Here is a 17,122-nt window from a genome sequence, read left to right as displayed (position 1 = left end):
TTCCTTCCTGCTTCCATTAAAACGTGTTTCGAACTTCTCTCCGGTCGACGACGGCAAGACGGTTCGTGTAAATTTGGCCGTCGCTCAGCAGCCGGAAGCGGCGTCCCGCGGCATCGTAATCCACTCGCATCCGTTCGTCGAAAAACACTTCGTGGCGTTTCTCGTACCAGACCCGGACGGGGCCTCCTTCGGCCTGCACGTCGTCCGCAAGCGGAGCTTCCACCGCCCACAAAGCGGGCACGCCGCTGACCGCGCAGCCGCAGCCTTCCGAGTCGTACACCAGCTTCCAAACGGGCCCCTCCGGCCCGAATTCGGCCCGCAACGCTTCCGCGGCTTCGGCGCTCCAATCGATCCTGATCATCGTTGTTTCTCCTCCCGCCGTGGCGTTTTTCCCAACCGTTCCCGCAGCCGATCGCTATGTTGATTATAGTTTTCCCGACGGGTATGATCAAGGGGGGATGACTCCAGTACGGAAAGGATGGACCGGGATGGATACGCCAAACATTCGTTCGGAAGAACTCAAACGTTTTTACGAATTGACCCGCAAGCTGAAGCAGTATGAGGAGATATTGGGAGTCGTCTATTGGGATATGCGGACGGGGGCTCCCCGCAAAGGAATCGGGCTGAGATCCGAAGCCGTCGGGACGCTGTCCTCCGACATGTTTCGGATCGCGACGTCGGACGAGATGGGCGAGCTGTTGGAGCGGTTGTCCGAGCCAGGTACATACGAAGCGTTGGAGGAAACGGACAGGCGGCTGGTCGAGGAAACGAAAAAGGAATTCGAGCGCAACCGCAAGCTGCCGCCCGAGCTGTACCGGGAATATGTCGTCTTGACGTCCCAAGCCGAATCGGCTTGGGAGGAAGCGAAGGAAAAGAACGATTTTCCGGGCTTTTCTCCGTATTTGGAGAAGATCATCGCGTTCAACCGCCAGTTTATCGAGCTGTGGGGCGCAAAAGGCACGCCCTACGATACGCTGCTGGACATGTACGAGCCCGGCATGACGACGGCGGAGCTGGACCGGTTGTTCGGCGAATTGAAGGCGCGGCTCGTGCCGCTGGCGGAGGCGATCGCGAGCGACGGAGTTCGCCCGGATACGTCGTTTCTGCGGGGAACGTTTCCGGTGGAGGCGCAAAAGCGGTTTAGCCTGTTCGTCCTGAAGGAAATGGGCTACGATTTCGGCGCCGGTCGGCTCGACGAAAGCGTCCATCCGTTCGCGACCGGCTTGAGCCCAGGGGACGTCCGCATCACGACGCGCTATTTGCCGCAGGACTTGACCAGCGCCTTGTTCGGAACGATCCACGAGGGAGGCCATGCGCTCTACGAGCAAAATATTTCGCCGCAGCTGGCGGGCACGCCGCTGGCCGGGGGCACGTCGATGGGCATCCACGAGTCGCAATCCCGCTTGTGGGAAAATATGGTCGGCCGCAGCCGCGAATTTTGGCGGCATTATCTTCCCGAGCTGCGCAGGCATTTTCCGGGACAGCTCGAAGGAACGGACGCCGAGGCGTTCTACCGCGGCATCAACGTCGTCGAGCCGTCGCTGATCCGGATCGAAGCGGACGAACTGACCTACAACCTGCATATCCTCATTCGGTACGAACTGGAAAAAATGCTGTTCAACGAAAACTTGCGCGTCGCCGATTTGCCGGAGGCGTGGAACGCGAAATACGCGGAGGCGCTCGGAATCCGCCCCGCGACCGATGCAGAGGGCGTCCTTCAGGACGTGCATTGGTCCGGCGGTTCGTTCGGCTATTTCCCTTCCTATTCGCTCGGAAACATGTATGCCGCCCAGATGATGAACGTCGCGCGGCGCGAGCTTCCGGACCTTGCGGCGAACATCGCCGCCGGCGAGCTTCTGCCGCTCAAAAGCTGGCTCGCGGAACGGGTATACCGGTTCGGCAGGCTGCTTCGGCCGTCCGAAATCATCGAGCGCATCAGCGGGGAAAAGCTGCAATCGAAGTACTTGTGCGACTATTTGGAAACGAAATACCGGGACATTTACCGTTTGTGAACCGATGTCCGAATCGGAGCGCTTCCGGCCGCCGCGCGGCGAAGCGTTCCTTTTTTCTTCAAAAAAGACCGTTCGAAAACCCGCCTTATCTACGAATCTTGGTCATGTCTTGGAAGCCGGGTCATACAATGAAAGTGAGGCCCGTATGCACGGATACTTTTTTGTCACTCTAGACGAATGTCCTGCATAGACTTAATTGACTTGAAACGTATGGAGGAGGTCTATCGAATGGCTATTGCGGATAAACGGCTGCAACGACGGGAAATCATCACGAAAGCAGTTTGCGGCAAAGGCCGGAAATTTCAGGCAGTTACCCACACCGTGACGCCGCCGCACCACCCTTCCAGCATTCTGGGGGCCTGGATCATCAACCATCAGTACGAAGCGGTCAAATCGGGGGACGGCATTGAAATCGTCGGTTCTTACGATGTGAACATCTGGTATTCCTACAGCAAAAACTCGCAAACCGACGTAGCCAAAGAAACGATCTCCTATGTAGAGCACGTTCCGCTCTCGTATGTGGATCCGAGGCACCGTTCGTCCACGGAGGAAGTGTCCGCCGAGGCGACGCAGGAGCCGAATTGCGTGGAAGCGACGATCAGCTCGAACGGCGCCTCGGTGCTCATTCGCGTGGAGCGCGAATTCGCCGTGGAAATGGTGGCCGAGACGAAAGTGGTCGTCGTCGTCGATCCGACCGGCTTCGAGGACGAAGACAAGGATGCCGACTTCGGACTTGCGGAAGGCGAATTCGACGATCTGGATTCGGATTTGCTGGAAGAAGACGATTTGTAAGCGGCCCGGGTCAGGGGCGGTACTTAATTCTATGCCTACGCGAGCGGATTGTCGAGGGCGGATGCCCGGTCGAAAAAAAATCGGCAGCCTATTTCGGGCGGCGCGGTCAGCGTTCGGCGTGCGGAAGAGAAGTTTCGGACGGCAGGAAACGCAACGCGTCGGGGTGCAATCGGGGAAGGGTCATCCGGTTTCGGCGTCGATTCGCCGACGGGACGGCCCTTCCCGCGCTTTTGGCGAAGGGGGAGACCGGTGAGCGGCGGCCAAGCGGAAGGGACGGTATGGCTGTGCGGAGCCCGGGGGACGGACGGCGGGCTGTCCGGCGCGGGCTTGCGCCCGTGGAAGCCGGGGGAGAAAGTCGGGCCTCGCGACGCCGTCATTCCGAACGGGGGGCGGGCTGCCTTTCCGGCCGGACAAGCGGAAGGAGCCTGGCTCTGGAACGCGAACGCCGAAAAGGCCGCGGCACTGGGGGCGGCGGAAACGGCCCGCAGGCTGGAGCGGGAAGGCTTCCGGACGGCGTTTTCCGATCGGAAGCCGCGGCCCGGAGCCGCCCGCGCTTCGGCCCGCGGCGGGGAGCTTCGGGGAGCGGACGCCGGCCTTGCACGGGCGGCGCGCGCGTTTGCCGTGACGGTGTTCGGGCTGCAAGCGGTCGAAATCGATCCCCGGCCGGAGGAAACGAAAGCGGGACGGGAGCTCGGGCGAAGGTTGGAACGGGCGTCCGCGCGGGCGCTCTACGCGCTGGGCCTCGATATGGGCACGGTCAAATGGGAGGTGGACGGCAGAGGCCGACAAGGCGCGGTCGTCGAAATCGGCCCCGCGCTGCGTCCCCGCGCGAAAGAGGCGGCGGCGCGGCTCGCCCATGCGGCGGCAAGCTTCGCGGAGGCGTGGCGCCGGGAGACGGGAGCGGGGGCATGCGCCGTGCTCGGGGCCGACCCCGAATTCGTGCTGTTGTCGCCGCGGGGGAAGCTGGTACCCGCGGCCCGTTTTTTCGCGCCGGGCGGCGCCGTCGGCTGCGACAGCGTCGTCATCGGCGGCGCGCTGCGCTGGCCGCTCGCCGAGCTCAGGCCCGCGCCGTCCGCGGAGCCGCGCGTACTCGCCGCGCGGCTGCGCAAGCTGCTCGCCGACGCGGCAAAACGAACGGCCGGCGCGGACGTGTCGTTCCGCGCCGGAGCCGCGCCCGCCCGCGGCGTTCCGCTCGGCGGGCACCTGCATTTCAGCGGCGTCGCGCTGACGGGCGAGCGGCTTCGCGCGCTCGACAACGCCGTCGCCTTGCCGCTGCGGCTGCTCGAGCCGCCGGAAGCCGGGCGGCGGCGGCCGCGGTACGGCGCGCTCGGCGATTTCCGCCCGAAGCCGCACGGCGGCTTCGAGTACCGCGTGCCGCCGAGCTGGCTCGTGTCGCCGCTGCTCGCGCGAGGCACGCTGGCGCTCGCCAAGGTGGCGGCCGAGCACTCCCGCGACCTTGCGCCGCATCGCCCGCTCGACGATGACGCGATGCGCGACGCCTTCTACTTCGGCGACCGGCCGATGCTGCTCGCCGGCTTCGAACGGGTCCGCCGCGCCGTCATGGCGACGAGCGGCTATGCCCGCTACAAGGACGATATCGATCCGCTGTTTCGCGCCATCGCCGCGGACAAACGGTGGGACGAAAGCGCCGACCTCCGGGACAAATGGAAAATCGCTCTTGCAGGCGGCAAGCATCCGCTCAAACCGGATCGGGTTCGATAGGTTCCGGCATGTTGCCGGTATAGACCGATCGGGGACGGAAGATGCGGTTGACGCGGGCCTGCTCCAGCAGGTGGGCCGTCCAGCCCGCCATTCTTGCCGCCGTAAACGTCGGGGTGAACAGTTCGGGCGGAAGCTTCAGGGCGCGCAAAATCGCGGCGGCGAAAAACTCCACGTTCGTATGCAGGCGGCGTCCGGGCTTGTATTCCGCGAGCAGGCGGACGGCGGTCTTCTCGACAAAAAGCGCCAGTTCGAACGACGCTTCCCGGCCGGTCAGCCGAAGCGTCGCTTCGCGCAGCGCTTCCGCGCGGGGATCGGTCGTCTTGTAGATCCGATGGCCGAAGCCCATCAGGCGGCCTCCGCTTTCGAGCACGCCGCGCATCCACGGCTCGGCGCGCTTCTTCGTCCCGATCGCCTCCAGCATGGCGACCACTTCGTACGGCGCTCCGCCGTGCAGCGGTCCGCCCATGGCGCCGATCGCGCCGCTGACGGCTGCGCCCATGCCCGCTTGCGTCGACAGGATGACGCGTCCGGCGAACGTCGAGGCGTTGAGCCCGTGCTCCATGCCGAGGACGAGATAAGCGTCCAGCGCGGCGGCATGCGCTTCCGCGGGCGCTTGTCCGGTCAGCATGCGCAAGTAGTTGGCGGCATGGCCGAGCCCGGGGTCGGGTTCGACTTCGGCGAGCCCCGCCGCTTTGCGCGCCCGGTACGCAATGATCGTCGGCACGACGGCCGTCAGCCGCTCGGCCTCGGCCGGCGACGGCGGCCATGCGCCGCCTTCCATGGCGCCGATCGCGGCGATGGCGGTTTGCAGCGCGCCCATCGGCCCGGCCGAATCGGGCAGCAGGTCGAGCAAACGCTTGACGGCGCCGGGAAGCGTCCGGCCAGCGGCCAGGCGTTTTTTCAGATCCGCTTCTTCCGCCGCATCGGGCAGCCTTCCGTTCCACAGCAAAAAGGCGACCTGCTCGAAGCTTTTGGAAACCGCCAGCTCCTTCGCCTCGTACCCGCGATAGACAAGCCGTCCGCGCTCTCCGTCGACCAGGGAAATGTCCGTTTCCGCCGCGACGATTCCTTCCAATCCGGTAACGCTGGCCATGTTTTGCCCACCTCTTTCATTTGAATTGATAACAGTATATTCGAAACGATCGATTCGAGGAATTTATAATTTTCTTTCTATGTTATAAATAAAATTTATCAAAAATCGCTTTCGCGGTTGCGTCCGGCGGCCTGAAGCGGATGTCCGTCTTTTTTGCTATAATAGATTCATATTTTTGAAACAATCAGGCGCGTGCTGGAGGTTCTCGATGGCAGGTTATACCCCGATGATGCAGCAATATTTGGCCGTCAAGGAGGAGGCGCGGGACGCGCTCCTGTTCTTCCGCCTCGGCGATTTTTACGAAATGTTTTTCGAGGACGCCCTGACGGCTTCGCGCGAGCTCGGCCTTACGCTGACGGGGCGCGGAGGCGGCCAGGAAGAGCGGATTCCGATGTGCGGCGTGCCCCATCATTCCGCCGAATCGTACATAGTCAAACTGGTGGAAAAAGGTTACAAGGTGGCCGTTTGCGAACAAATGGAAGATCCGGCCGTTACGAAAGGCATGGTCAAGCGGGAAATCGTCCGGATCGTCACGCCCGGCACCGTCATGGAAACGAAATCGCTCGGCGAAGGCGCGAACAATTTTCTGGTCGGGGCGGCCGAGGAAGACGGCCGCTTCGGGCTCGCGGCCTGCGATCTGACGACCGGCGAGATGTACGTCACTTCTTTTCCCGCCGGCAAGGAGAACATCCGCAACGAGCTGAACGTGTACCGTCCGCTCGAAGCGGTCGGGGACGCGGCCGCGATCGGGTCGATGCGCGGGGAAGCCGCGGCTTCGGGACGGAATTTGCTGTTCACGGAACGCGCCCTCGACGGGAAAGAGGACGAGCGGCTGCGCAGGCAGTTCCCGGAGGAGCAATGGGATCGCCACGAACGGGTGCGGCGGCTTGCGGTCGCGCGGCTGATCGCCTACCTGGGCGAAACGCAGAAGCGGTCGCTCGGCCACTTGCGCAAGATCAGGCCGTACGAGCAGCAGCAGTTCATGGCGCTGGACGCGTTTACGCGCCGCAATCTGGAATTGACCGAGACGGTGCGCGACCGCTCGCGCAAAGGCTCGCTTCTGTGGCTGCTCGACCAGACGAAGACGTCGATGGGGGCGCGCTTGCTCCGGCGCTGGATCGACCAGCCGCTGCTGGACCGGCGGATGCTGGACGAGCGGCTGGACGCGGTCGAAGCGCTGCACGGCAACTGGATGCTGCGCGCGGAATTGCGCGGGGAGCTGGCCGACGTCTACGATCTGGAGCGGCTCGTCGGCCGGATCGCTTACGGGACGGCGAACGCCCGCGACCTGAACGCGCTGAAGGCGTCGCTGCGGAAGGTTCCGCCGATTCGCGGGCTGTGCGGCCAGCTTTCGGGCGGGCCGCTCGCCCGGCTGGCCGACGCGATGGATCCTTGCGCGGAGCTCGCCGATGCGATCGCCGCCGCCATCGCCGACGAGCCGCCCGTCGCGCTGCGCGAAGGAGGCTTGATTCGCGCGGGCTTCGACGCCAAGCTCGACGAGCTGCGGGAGGCGAGCGTGAACGGCAAGAAGTGGATCGCGGAGCTCGAGCGCCGGGAGCGCGAAGCGACCGGCATCAAATCGCTGAAAATCGGCTTCAACAAAGTGTTCGGCTATTATCTCGAGGTGACGAAGGCGAATCTCGGCGCTTTGCCGGAAGGCCGGTACGAGCGCAAGCAGACGCTCGCGAACGCCGAACGGTTCGTCACGCCCGAACTGAAGGAAAAGGAAGCGCTCATCCTGGAAGCCGAAGACCGGATGATCGATCTCGAATACGAAATTTTCGTCTCGCTGCGCGACCGGATCGCCGCCGAAATTCCCCGCCTCCAGAAGCTGGCCGAGCAACTGGCCGCGCTGGACGCGCTGCAATCGCTGGCCGAGGTGAGCGCGGAACGCCGGTATGTGCGCCCGAAGTGGAACGACGGCTACGGCCTTCGCATTCGGGAAGGACGGCACCCGGTCGTCGAAGCGGTCGCCGAAGGGACGGCGTTTATCGCCAACGATTCGGCGCTTTCGGCTGAGGACGGATCGATCTTGCTCATTACGGGCCCCAACATGGCGGGCAAGAGCACGTACATGCGGCAGGTGGCGATGATTTCGATCATGGCCCAAATCGGCTGCTTCGTGCCGGCCAAGGAAGCGGAGCTGCCGCTGATCGACCGGATTTTCACCCGGATCGGGGCGGCGGACGACCTCGTCGGCGGGCAGAGCACGTTCATGGTCGAAATGAAGGATATCCAGGTGATGACCGAGCAGGCGACCGACCGCAGCCTCGTCATTATCGACGAGCTGGGCCGCGGAACGTCGACGGACGAGGGGGTGGCGATCGCGCAGGCGGTCATCGAGTACGTGCACGACGTCATCGGCTGCAAGGCGCTCGTCTCGACGCACTTTCACGAGCTGGCGCACCTGGAGCGAACGCTGCCCCGGCTGCGCAACGGCTGCATGGCCGTCAAGGAAAGCGAGGACGGCGTGACGTTTTTGCGCAAGCTCGTTCCCGGCGCGGCCGATTCCAGCTACGGCATCTATTGCGCGGAGCTGGCGGGACTCCCGGATTCGATTGTCTCGAGGGCGTATCATCTGCTCGAAGCGGGGGGTACCGCCAATTTGCCGGGCGCGCCGGCAAGAAGGCAAGCCGCGGCTTCGCTGGAGGCCGCCGCCGCGGGGAACGCCGAACGAGAGGCGGCCGAGAGCGGACAGGGCGAGACGGATGCGGCGGAACGGGAGAGCGGCATCCGCCCATCCGGCATCCGCGAGTCCGCGGCGCCGGCGTATTCGTCGCCGCCGGCCTTGGCAGCCGAGGACGCAGCATCGGCCGGCCCGGTGCAGCTGTCGATGTTCGCCGAGCCGGCTCCCCCGGCGGACAAACCGCGCAAGGCGCAAACGCACGGGGACAAAATTTTGGAAAAGCTTCGCAAGGTGGACGTCATGCGCCTCACGCCGCTGCAGGCGCTGGAATGGCTGAACGACGTCAAAAATCAATTGGTAGAGAGCGGGGATGCCTAATGAAACCGGTGACGCTTTGGCGCCGATTCGCGTCGCTGCTGCTCGCGGTCTCCTTGACCGCGGGGCCTTCGGCCGCCGCATTCGCGGAAAGCTCCGCGCAATCCGATGAAGTTCGCGAGCTGCTGGAGCAGTACCATTTAAGCAAGCCGGCGGATTCGACATTGGACGAAGCGGCCATCAAAGGCATGGTCGAATCGTTGAACGATCCTTACACGGAATACTTTACCCAGGAAGAATGGACGGCTTATTCCGGCAGCCTGGAGCAGAAATTCATCGGAATCGGCGTCAAACTCATCGAGGAAAAAGGAGCCGTCTACATCCAGGACGTGATCGGCGGCAGTCCCGCGGAGCAGGCCGGAATACGCGCCGGCGACAAAATCGTGTCCGTCGACGGCCGATCGGTCGCCGGCAAGACGTTCGCGGAAACGCAAAGCGAAATTCTCGGCGAGGAAGGCTCTAGCGTTTCGATCGGCATTACGCGTAGCTCCGGCTCGCACGAATTCACGATGGTCCGCAAGCCGGTGCAGCTGCCGACGGCGGCAGGCGTCTGGATGGGCGACGGGATCGGGTATTTGGATTTGGAGGGCTTTTCGTCGGATGCGTACGACAAGTTCGCGGCCGAGCTTGACAAGCTTGAGCGGCAGGGGATGAAAGGGCTTGTGATCGATCTGCGGGACAACGGCGGAGGCTACACCGATCAAGCGCAAAAAATCGCCGCCCTGTTTATCGAGAACGGGGTTTTGGCGCATATGATCGACCGGGAAGGCAACGACAAGGCGATGGTCGTGGAAGGAACGTCCAAAAGCTACCCGATCCGCGTTCTCGTCAACGGCAACAGCGCCAGCGCCTCGGAGCTGTTCGCGGCGGCGCTGCAGGATTACGGAATCGCGAAGCTGATCGGCACCCGCACGTACGGCAAAGGGGTCGTCCAGCAGATCATCCCCGTTTCGTCCGGCGGCGTGCTCAAGGTTACGGTGGAAGAATACTATACGCCCAAAGGCTACAAGGTGGACCGGAAGGGACTGGCGCCCGATACGGTCGTGGCGGGGGCGGCCGAACAGTTGATCGCGGGCTACCGTTCCGCGGGGGGCGGCTCGCTCGCGCTCGCGATCGGCGAGGGCTCGGTAACGGTGAATCGCGTGCGCATGGGACAACCTTCGGCGGCGATCCAACAGAGCGGCGTTTGGTACGTCGGCACGAAGCTCGCGGCGGCGATCGTCGGCGCGAGCGTGTCGTACGATTCCTCTTCGAAGACGGTGTTTTTTAAATCGGAAAACGCCTTGAACAAGGTCAAAACGAGCGATTCCCGGATGCGCAGCGAAGGCGGCGCCTCCTATATCGATGTCAGGCTTCTCGCCAAATGGTACTCCGGACTGACGTTTTCGGCCGCCGGCGGGGTGCTGAAGATCGGGTATAAAGGATAACGCGGAATAAGGGGGAGTACGGGATGGGAGTCATTCGGCTGTTGGACGATCATCTGGCGAATCAGATAGCCGCAGGCGAAGTGGTCGAAAGACCGTCCTCCGTGTTGAAGGAATTGATCGAAAACGCCGTCGACGCCGGAGCGACGACCGTCGACGTGACGGCGGAGGACGGGGGCCTGGCGCTGCTGCGGATCGCGGACAACGGCTCCGGCATTATGGCCGAGGATTTGCCGACGGCGTTCGAGCGCCACGCCACCAGCAAAATCGCAAGCGGCAAGGACCTGTTTCAAATCGCGACGCTCGGCTTCAGGGGCGAGGCGCTTCCGAGCATCGCGGCCGTCGCGAAAGTTCGCTGCGTCAGCGCGACGGATTCCGGCGGGCTCGGCCGGGTGCTGGAAATCGAAGGCGGAGCCGTCAAAAAGCACGAGGACGCCACGGCCCGGCAGGGGACGGACATGACCGTCCGGGAGCTGTTCTACAATACGCCTGCGCGGCTGAAATATATGAAGACGGTGCAGACGGAGCTCGGCCATCTGTCCGACGTCATGTACCGGCAGGCGCTCGCCAGGCCGGACATCGCGTTCACATTTACGCACAACGGTTCGGTTCTGCTCCGAACGCCGGGCAACGGCGATTTGCGGCAGGTGGTGGCCGCGATCTACGGCAATGCGGCAGCCAAAGCGATGGTGCCGCTTGCCGCCGAGCACCCCGACTATCGGCTGACGGGGCTCGCCGCGCTGCCCGTGGAAACCCGGGCGAACCGCAACGCCATCACGGTGCTCGTGAACGGACGCTACGTCCGCAGCGCCGCCGTTACGCAGCCGCTGCTGCAAGCGTACCATACGCTGCTGCCGATCAACCGTTTCCCGCTGGCGGTGCTTCATTTGCGGATGCATCCGTCCTTGCTGGACGTGAACGTCCATCCTTCGAAGCTGGAGGTCCGATTCAGCAAGGAAAGCGAGCTGCGCGCGTTCGTCGAGCAAGCGGTGCGCCAGGCGCTCGGCGAGCAGGCGTACATCCCGTCCGGCACGGCGGTGCGGCAGACGAAGACGCCCGCCTGGGTACAGGAGCAGCTGCGCTTCCGCGAAGCGCCAAGCGATCCGTCGCCGGCGTCGGGCGGCGAGTCCGGCGCATCCGGGGCCGCAGCGCCGAACGCGCCGGCAGCCGGCGGAACGGCCGCGGCGGAGGCCGCGACGCCGGACTTGGCGTCGCTCGCGCGCACCGCGCCGCCCGCCTTCGGCGGGAGCGCGATGTCCGCCCGCTACGCGGATGGCGCTTCGCCGGAGCCGCACATCCGCGAAACCGAAGCGGCCTCGTCCTATGAGGCCGCCGGGCAACCGGCGGACGGCGGCGGGCCCGAAGGCCGTCCGGAACCGGGCGCCGGCGGCAGCCGTCCGCGGGCGGCGCGGCCGGACGGAAGCGGCGCTTTCGGCGGCGAAATGCGGCAAGGCGCCTCCGCTGCTGCCCCGAGGCAAGCGGGGACCGGGGCCTTCTTCCCGGACGGGTCGGGCCGGCCGAAGGCGTCCGGACTTCCGGAACGGGTATGGGAAGCGGCCTACGCGGCGCCGAAGCGGGATCCGAAGGCGGAGTTTCCCGAGCTGCACTGGATCGGACAGCTGCACGGCACGTACATCGTCGCCCAGAACGAAACCGGCCTGTACCTGATCGATCAGCACGCCGCCCACGAGCGGATCAACTACGAATATTTTTTCGAGAAATTCGGCCGTCCCGAGGAGGCGAGCCAGGAGCTGCTGCTGCCGGTGACGCTTACGTTCGCGCCGGACGAATTCGCGGCGCTCCGGACCCGGTTGCACTTGTTCGAGCAAGTCGGGGTATATATGGAGGATTTCGGTGGGAATACCTTAATCATACGGGCGGTTCCCCACTGGTTCCCGGACGGGGACGAAGCGGACATCGTCCGCGAGATGGCCGAATGGGTGCTTCAGGAGCGGGGAGTCGACCTTCCGAAGCTTCGGGAAAAGGCGTCGATCCTCACGTCCTGCAAAGCGTCGATCAAGGCGAACCAGTCGCTGACGAGGGAGTCGGGGGAGGCGCTGTTGCGGCGTCTCGGCGACTGCAGGCAGCCGTACACGTGCCCGCACGGCCGGCCGATCGTCGTCAGCTTCACGACGTACGAGCTCGAGAAAATGTTTAAGCGGGTGATGTCGTGATCGTTACGACGGCCGAGCGGCCCGATCGGGAGATGATCGAGAGGGCAAGGCGGCTTGCCGGCGAATTTTCCTGCCGGTTCGCGCCGCGAAGGCGCGAGACGCTGGCCGGATTGCGGCGCAAATACGCCGACGCCCGGGACGGCGTGCTCGTCGCGGGCGCGGACGGCTTGCGCTTCGTCGCCGGCGACGCGCCCCCGCTGTTTTATCATCCGAGCATGGCGTTCATCCGCGTCAAGCGGTTGAGGGACGGCGGCACCGACGCGCTCGTCGAGGCCGCGAACGCGAAGGAAGGCGACGCGGTGCTGGATTGCACGGCCGGGCTCGGCGCGGATTCGCTGGTGCTGTCCTACGCCGTCGGCGAGAAGGGGCGCGTGACGGCGCTGGAGGCGTCGCGGCTGCTGCACGTCATCGTGCGCGAAGGCCTGCGCGAGTACGACAGCGAGCTGGCGGACGTCAACGCCGCGATGCGGCGGATCGACGCGGTGTGCGCCGACCATCTCGAATATATGTCGGCGATGCCCGACAAAAGCGTGGACATCGTCTATTTCGACCCGATGTTCACCGTGCCGGTGGAGGCCGCAAGCTCCCTTGCGCCGCTTCGGGCTTACGCCAAGGACGAGCCGCTCGCGGAGGAGGCGCTTCGCCAAGCCCGCCGGGTCGCCCGCAAGCGGATCGTCCTGAAGGAGCACCGCGAAAGCGGGCAATTCGCGCGGCTCGGCATCCGCCTCGTCCGGCCTTCCGGCGCCGCGATCGCATATGGAGTGATTTCGATTCATGACGAAAACGACTGACTCAACGACAAGCGGGAAACCAAGGCCCGGCAAGGATGAGAGGCTGCCGCTGCTGGCGCTCGTCGGCCCGACCGCCGTCGGCAAGACGGCGCTCAGCCTCGCGGTCGCCCGCGCCTTCGATTGCGAAATCATCAGCGGCGATTCGATGCAGGTGTACCGCGGAATGGACATCGGCACCGCAAAGCTGGAGCCCGAGCATCGCCAAGGGATCCCGCATCACATGATCGACATTCTCGATCCGGCCGATCCGTTTTCGGTCGCGGACTTTCAAGCGCGCTGCGAAGAGACGATCGCCGACATTCACGCGCGGGGCAAGCTGCCGTTTATCGTCGGGGGAACCGGCCTGTACGTCGAATCCGTTTGCTACGGGTACAGCTTCCGCGAGGAAGGCGGCGATGCCGAATTTCGGGAAAAAATGAGCCGCTGGGCCCAGGAGCACGGAGCCGACGCGCTACATCGCAAGCTTTTCGACGTCGATCCGGAAACCGCGGCCAAGCTTCATCCAAACGACGTGCGCCGGGTCGTCCGCGCCCTGGAAATCTATGAAACGACGGGCCGGCCGCTTTCCGAGCTGCAAAGCCAGCAGAGGGGCGACGATAAAGCTTCTCCCTACAAACTCTGCCTGATCGGGCTGACGATGGACCGGGCCGAGCTGTACCGGCGCATCGGCCTTCGGGTGGACGAAATGCTCGAGCAGGGACTTTTGGATGAGGTGAAGCGGCTGCTCGCGGCCGGCGTGCCGCGAAGCGCCGTGTCGATGCAGGCGCTCGGCTACAAGGAAATGGCGTCCTACCTGGCGGGGGAGCTGGACTACAAGGGAGCGGTGGAGCTGCTCAAGCGGGATACGCGCCGTTTTGCCAAACGCCAGCTGTCCTGGTTCCGACGGATGAAAGAGCTTGAATGGGTGAGTCTCGAGAAGGAAGAAAAAGACCGCAATCTTTTAACGGAGATTTGTGATATAATAGCAGGAAAGTTTCTCTGCGATCTTGAATATACTTGTCAATAATCTTTTATGGCGATGGGGGTTACCGGTAATGAACAAGTCCATTAATATCCAGGATACGTTTCTCAATCAATTGCGCAAAGACAGCGTCCCGGTCACGGTTTATTTGACCAACGGATTTCAAATCCGCGGCGTCGTGCGCGCCTTTGACAATTTCACGATCGTTATCGACAGCGAAGGCCGCCAACAAATGGTCTATAAGCACGCGATCAGCACGTTTATGCCGCAGCGCAACGTATCCCTCCAGCAGCAGGACACGGGTTCGGAAGCCTGAGCGGGCACCCCGTTCACGGCGGAAAATGAAACTTTTCGCCCCCACACTACGTCTAACCGAATAGACCGGCCACCGAGCAACCCCTTGGCGGGTTGCTCCTTCTTTTGGTCCGGCGGGAGAGAAAAATAGAGAAACCGACTGTTAAAAAGGGGGAAACGCACCATGAGCAAGACCGCACCGCCCGCGAAAAACACCAAGCGCTCCGGAAAGAAGGGAGCCAAGCAAAAGCGCAAAACCGGCTGGATCTGGCTGCTGTTCGTCCTTTTGTTTTTCGCCGTTTGCGCCGTCCTCGGCTATTTGCTCGTCATTTTGAACGGCGAACGGATTTTGAGCCAAAACATGAACAAGTTGAACGACATGGATAAAGCGACGATCATCGTCGACAGCAACGGCAACGAGCTGGATAAATTGTACGTTCTCGAAGGGAACCGGGAGTACGTCCCGATCAGCGAAATCCCGAAGCTGCTGCAGCAGGCGTTCGTCGCGACCGAGGACAAGCGCTTCTACGAGCACAGCGGCGTCGATCTGTTCGGCATCGGCCGGGCGCTCGTCAAGGATATCATCGCCCGCAGCGCGGTCGAGGGAGCGAGCACGATTACGCAGCAGCTCGCAAGGAACATTTTTTTGAACGCGGACAAGACGCTGTTCCGCAAAGGCACGGAAGCCTCGATCGCCCTGGCGCTCGAAAACCATAAATCGAAGGACGAGATTCTGGAGCTGTATTTGAACCGGATTTATTTCGGCAAAGGGCAATATGGCATCAAGACGGCCGCCAAATACTATTTCGGCGTCGACGATCTGAACGACCTGGAGCTGTGGCAAATCGCGACGCTGGCTGGAATGCCGAAAGCGCCGAACACGTACAACCCGGTGCGAAATCCGGAAAAATCGATGGAGCGCCGCGCCGTCGTCCTTACGCTCATGGAAGACCAGGGGATCATAACGGAGGCCGAGAAGCAGCAGGCGATGGCCGTCGAATACGATCCGAGCGTCGTGCCGGAGGACAGCTCCCAATACGCCGCGTTTCTCGATTATGTCGTCGAGGAAGCGCAGGACGTGCTGGGCAAAACCGAGGAAGAGCTGCTCACGGGCGGCTACACGATCAAAACGACGATCGATACGGCGGCCCAGACGGTCGTCGAGAAGGCGTTCTCCGACCCGGACAACTTCGAGGAGAGCGCGGACGACATCCCGATGCAGGGCGCGATGGTCATCATGAACCAGCACGACGGCTCGATCGTCGCGATGGCCGGCGGACGGGATTACAGCACGAAAAACCTGAACCGCGTCTACAGCAAGCGCCAGCCCGGCTCTTCGTTCAAGCCGATCGTGTCCTACGGCCCCGCGCTCGAAACCGGGGACTGGTACCCGTGGTCGACGCTGCGGGACGATAAAGTATGTTACGACAACGGCAAGTATTGCCCGACCGACTCCAACCGAAACAAGTACGTCGGCCCGATCAGCATGAAGGATGCGATCCGCGATTCCGTCAACCAGCCGGCCGTCTGGCTGCTGAACGAAATCGGCGTCGGCACCGGCGTCGAATTCGCCAAGAAGCTCGGCATCGAGCTCGGGGAAAACGACCGCAATCTGGCGATCGCGCTGGGGGGGCTTTCGGAAGGCGTCACGACCGTTCAGATGGCGAACGCGTATGCGGCGTTCGCGAACGGCGGCCTGCTGCAGACGCCGCACACCATTTCGGAAATTACCGATTCTTCCGGCGAGGTCGTTTACTCCATCGAAACGCCCGGCGACAACCGCGTCATGAGCGAGCAAACGGCTTACTACGTTCGCGAGCTTCTGGAAGGCGTCGTTTCGGGCGGCACCGGCAAAAGCGCGAAAGTGAGCGGACGCACCGTCGCCGGGAAAACGGGGACGACGCAGCTCGGCATCGAGGGGATCGATTCCGGCGGCAACCGCGACGTCTGGTTCGTCGGCTTCACGCCGGAGCTGACGGCCGCGGTGTGGATGGGCTACGACAAGACGGACGCGGAGCATTACGTGAAGAAAAGCAGCGGCCAGGCCGCTTCGCTCTTCTCCGAGGTCATGACGTCCGTGCTGAAAAATTACGAGAAAAAATCGTTCCCGGACGCCGGCGACGTCCAGGAGGAACCGAAAGGGCCGGACGCCGTGACCGGGCTTGCCGGTCAATACAATACGCAGAATGTCGCGGTCGAATTGACCTGGAGCCCGGTGGAAGGGGACAATATTACGTACAAGATTTACCGCAAGGAAGCGTCGGAAGCCTCCTTCGCGCTGTTGGCCGAATCGGCCGAGCCCGCCTTCGACGATTTTGCCATTTTGCCCGACAAGACGTACACGTATTACGTCAAAGCGTACTCTTCGGCGCTCGACGCGGAAGGGGCGCCTTCGACCGGCGTGAGCGTCACCGTGACGAGCGACCTCGAGCTGCCGCCTGAAAACGGCGAGGGCGAAGGGGAGCAGCTCCCGCCGGAGAATCCCGGCAACGGCAACGGCAATGGGAATGGCAATGGGAACGGGAACGGCCAAGGCGAAATCGGCAATGGCAACGGCGAAGGCAATGGAAATGGAAATGGCAACGGCAACGGTGAAGGCAATGGAAATGGCAACGGAAACGGTCAAGGCAACAACGGCAACGGCCAAGGAAACGGCAACGGAACCGGCGAGCAAGGAAACGAAGGCGGCGACGGAGCATGGGGAGATATCCCGATCGAATCCGAGGCGCCTGCGGACCCCGCGACCGTTTCTCCGCCGCCCGAACAGGGTACGGTACCGCTGAACGATTCGGAAGAAGCGTTGAACGTGCTGCCTTCGCCATAACGGATTTGAAGCCGGAGGTTGACGCGATTCGGGG

Annotated in this window: 12 protein-coding genes; 10 read left to right on the top strand and 2 right to left on the bottom strand. The window is 63.2% G+C overall.

What is annotated here, in order from left to right:
- Window positions 1-16 precede the first annotated feature (16 nt).
- Window positions 17-361, bottom strand: a complete 345-nt coding sequence (locus tag B7E11_RS24335) for an iron-sulfur cluster biosynthesis family protein (protein ID WP_139787299.1) — start codon at window positions 359-361, stop codon at window positions 17-19.
- Window positions 362-488: 127 nt separating this feature from the next.
- Here B7E11_RS24335 and B7E11_RS24330 point away from each other — a divergent pair, with 127 nt between their 5' ends.
- The 3 genes from B7E11_RS24330 (at window position 489) to B7E11_RS24315 (ending at window position 4,526) form a co-directional block, all read left to right on the top strand.
- Window positions 489-2,012, top strand: a complete 1,524-nt coding sequence (locus B7E11_RS24330) for a carboxypeptidase M32 (RefSeq protein WP_080839662.1) — start codon at window positions 489-491, stop codon at window positions 2,010-2,012.
- Between the two features lie 228 nt (window positions 2,013-2,240).
- The gene (locus tag B7E11_RS24325) at window positions 2,241-2,804 is read left to right on the top strand and encodes an outer spore coat protein CotE (protein WP_080839660.1); all 564 of its coding nucleotides are present in this window, start codon (window positions 2,241-2,243) and stop codon (window positions 2,802-2,804) included.
- Between the two features lie 249 nt (window positions 2,805-3,053).
- A complete protein-coding gene (locus B7E11_RS24315; RefSeq protein WP_080839656.1) occupies window positions 3,054-4,526 on the top strand; it encodes a putative amidoligase domain-containing protein in 1,473 nt (490 codons plus the stop codon).
- On the opposite strand, the gene B7E11_RS24310 is transcribed toward B7E11_RS24315, so the two are convergent.
- A complete protein-coding gene (locus B7E11_RS24310; protein ID WP_080839654.1) occupies window positions 4,504-5,619 on the bottom strand; it encodes a citrate synthase/methylcitrate synthase in 1,116 nt (371 codons plus the stop codon). The two genes, B7E11_RS24315 and B7E11_RS24310, sit on opposite strands and share 23 nt — an antisense overlap.
- A gap of 208 nt (window positions 5,620-5,827) precedes the next feature.
- Between B7E11_RS24310 and mutS the strand changes: the two genes are divergently transcribed.
- From mutS to B7E11_RS24275, 7 genes are all read left to right on the top strand, one after another.
- Window positions 5,828-8,623: a DNA mismatch repair protein MutS gene (gene mutS / locus B7E11_RS24305; RefSeq protein ID WP_080839652.1), complete on the top strand. Its 2,796-nt coding sequence runs from the start codon at window positions 5,828-5,830 to the stop codon at window positions 8,621-8,623.
- On the top strand, window positions 8,623-10,047 hold the full coding sequence (locus B7E11_RS24300; RefSeq protein WP_176220882.1) for a S41 family peptidase: 1,425 nt from the start codon (window positions 8,623-8,625) through the stop codon (window positions 10,045-10,047). The genes mutS and B7E11_RS24300 overlap by 1 nt, the downstream gene beginning before the upstream one ends.
- 23 nt (window positions 10,048-10,070) lie before the next feature.
- Window positions 10,071-12,218, top strand: coding sequence for a DNA mismatch repair endonuclease MutL (gene mutL, locus B7E11_RS24295; RefSeq protein ID WP_080839647.1), 2,148 nt, complete (start codon window positions 10,071-10,073; stop codon window positions 12,216-12,218).
- Entirely contained in the window at window positions 12,215-13,009 is a 795-nt protein-coding gene (locus B7E11_RS24290) for a class I SAM-dependent methyltransferase (protein WP_080839644.1), read from the top strand. Before mutL ends, B7E11_RS24290 begins: the two co-directional genes overlap by 4 nt.
- Complete coding sequence (gene miaA, locus B7E11_RS24285; RefSeq protein ID WP_080839641.1) at window positions 12,993-14,015, top strand: tRNA (adenosine(37)-N6)-dimethylallyltransferase MiaA; 1,023 nt, start codon at window positions 12,993-12,995, stop codon at window positions 14,013-14,015. Before B7E11_RS24290 ends, miaA begins: the two co-directional genes overlap by 17 nt.
- Window positions 14,016-14,043: 28 nt before the next feature.
- Window positions 14,044-14,286 carry an RNA chaperone Hfq gene (hfq, locus tag B7E11_RS24280; protein ID WP_080839638.1) on the top strand — a complete coding sequence of 81 codons (243 nt, stop codon included), beginning with the start codon at window positions 14,044-14,046 and terminating at the stop codon, window positions 14,284-14,286.
- A gap of 162 nt (window positions 14,287-14,448) precedes the next feature.
- Window positions 14,449-17,088 (top strand): transglycosylase domain-containing protein, encoded by a 2,640-nt coding sequence (locus B7E11_RS24275; protein ID WP_080839636.1) that lies wholly within the window; start codon window positions 14,449-14,451, stop codon window positions 17,086-17,088.
- The last annotated feature ends 34 nt before the right edge of the window (window positions 17,089-17,122 follow it).

The organism is Cohnella massiliensis, from assembly GCF_900169535.1.
GTDB lineage: Bacteria > Bacillota > Bacilli > Paenibacillales > Paenibacillaceae > Cohnella > Cohnella algarum.
The sequence above is the reverse complement of the archived record's forward strand: the minus strand, read 5'-3'. Positions and strand labels throughout refer to the sequence as shown.

Coding starts and splice junctions, on each gene's coding strand:
- B7E11_RS24335 (WP_139787299.1), bottom strand. CDS start 361: ATGATCAGGATCGATTGGAGCGCCGAAGCCGCGGAAGCGTTGCGGGCC.
- B7E11_RS24330 (WP_080839662.1), top strand. CDS start 489: ATGGATACGCCAAACATTCGTTCGGAAGAACTCAAACGTTTTTACGAA.
- B7E11_RS24325 (WP_080839660.1), top strand. CDS start 2,241: ATGGCTATTGCGGATAAACGGCTGCAACGACGGGAAATCATCACGAAA.
- B7E11_RS24310 (WP_080839654.1), bottom strand. CDS start 5,619: ATGGCCAGCGTTACCGGATTGGAAGGAATCGTCGCGGCGGAAACGGAC.
- mutS (WP_080839652.1), top strand. CDS start 5,828: ATGGCAGGTTATACCCCGATGATGCAGCAATATTTGGCCGTCAAGGAG.
- B7E11_RS24300 (WP_176220882.1), top strand. CDS start 8,623: ATGAAACCGGTGACGCTTTGGCGCCGATTCGCGTCGCTGCTGCTCGCG.
- mutL (WP_080839647.1), top strand. CDS start 10,071: ATGGGAGTCATTCGGCTGTTGGACGATCATCTGGCGAATCAGATAGCC.
- miaA (WP_080839641.1), top strand. CDS start 12,993: ATGACGAAAACGACTGACTCAACGACAAGCGGGAAACCAAGGCCCGGC.
- hfq (WP_080839638.1), top strand. CDS start 14,044: ATGAACAAGTCCATTAATATCCAGGATACGTTTCTCAATCAATTGCGC.
- B7E11_RS24275 (WP_080839636.1), top strand. CDS start 14,449: ATGAGCAAGACCGCACCGCCCGCGAAAAACACCAAGCGCTCCGGAAAG.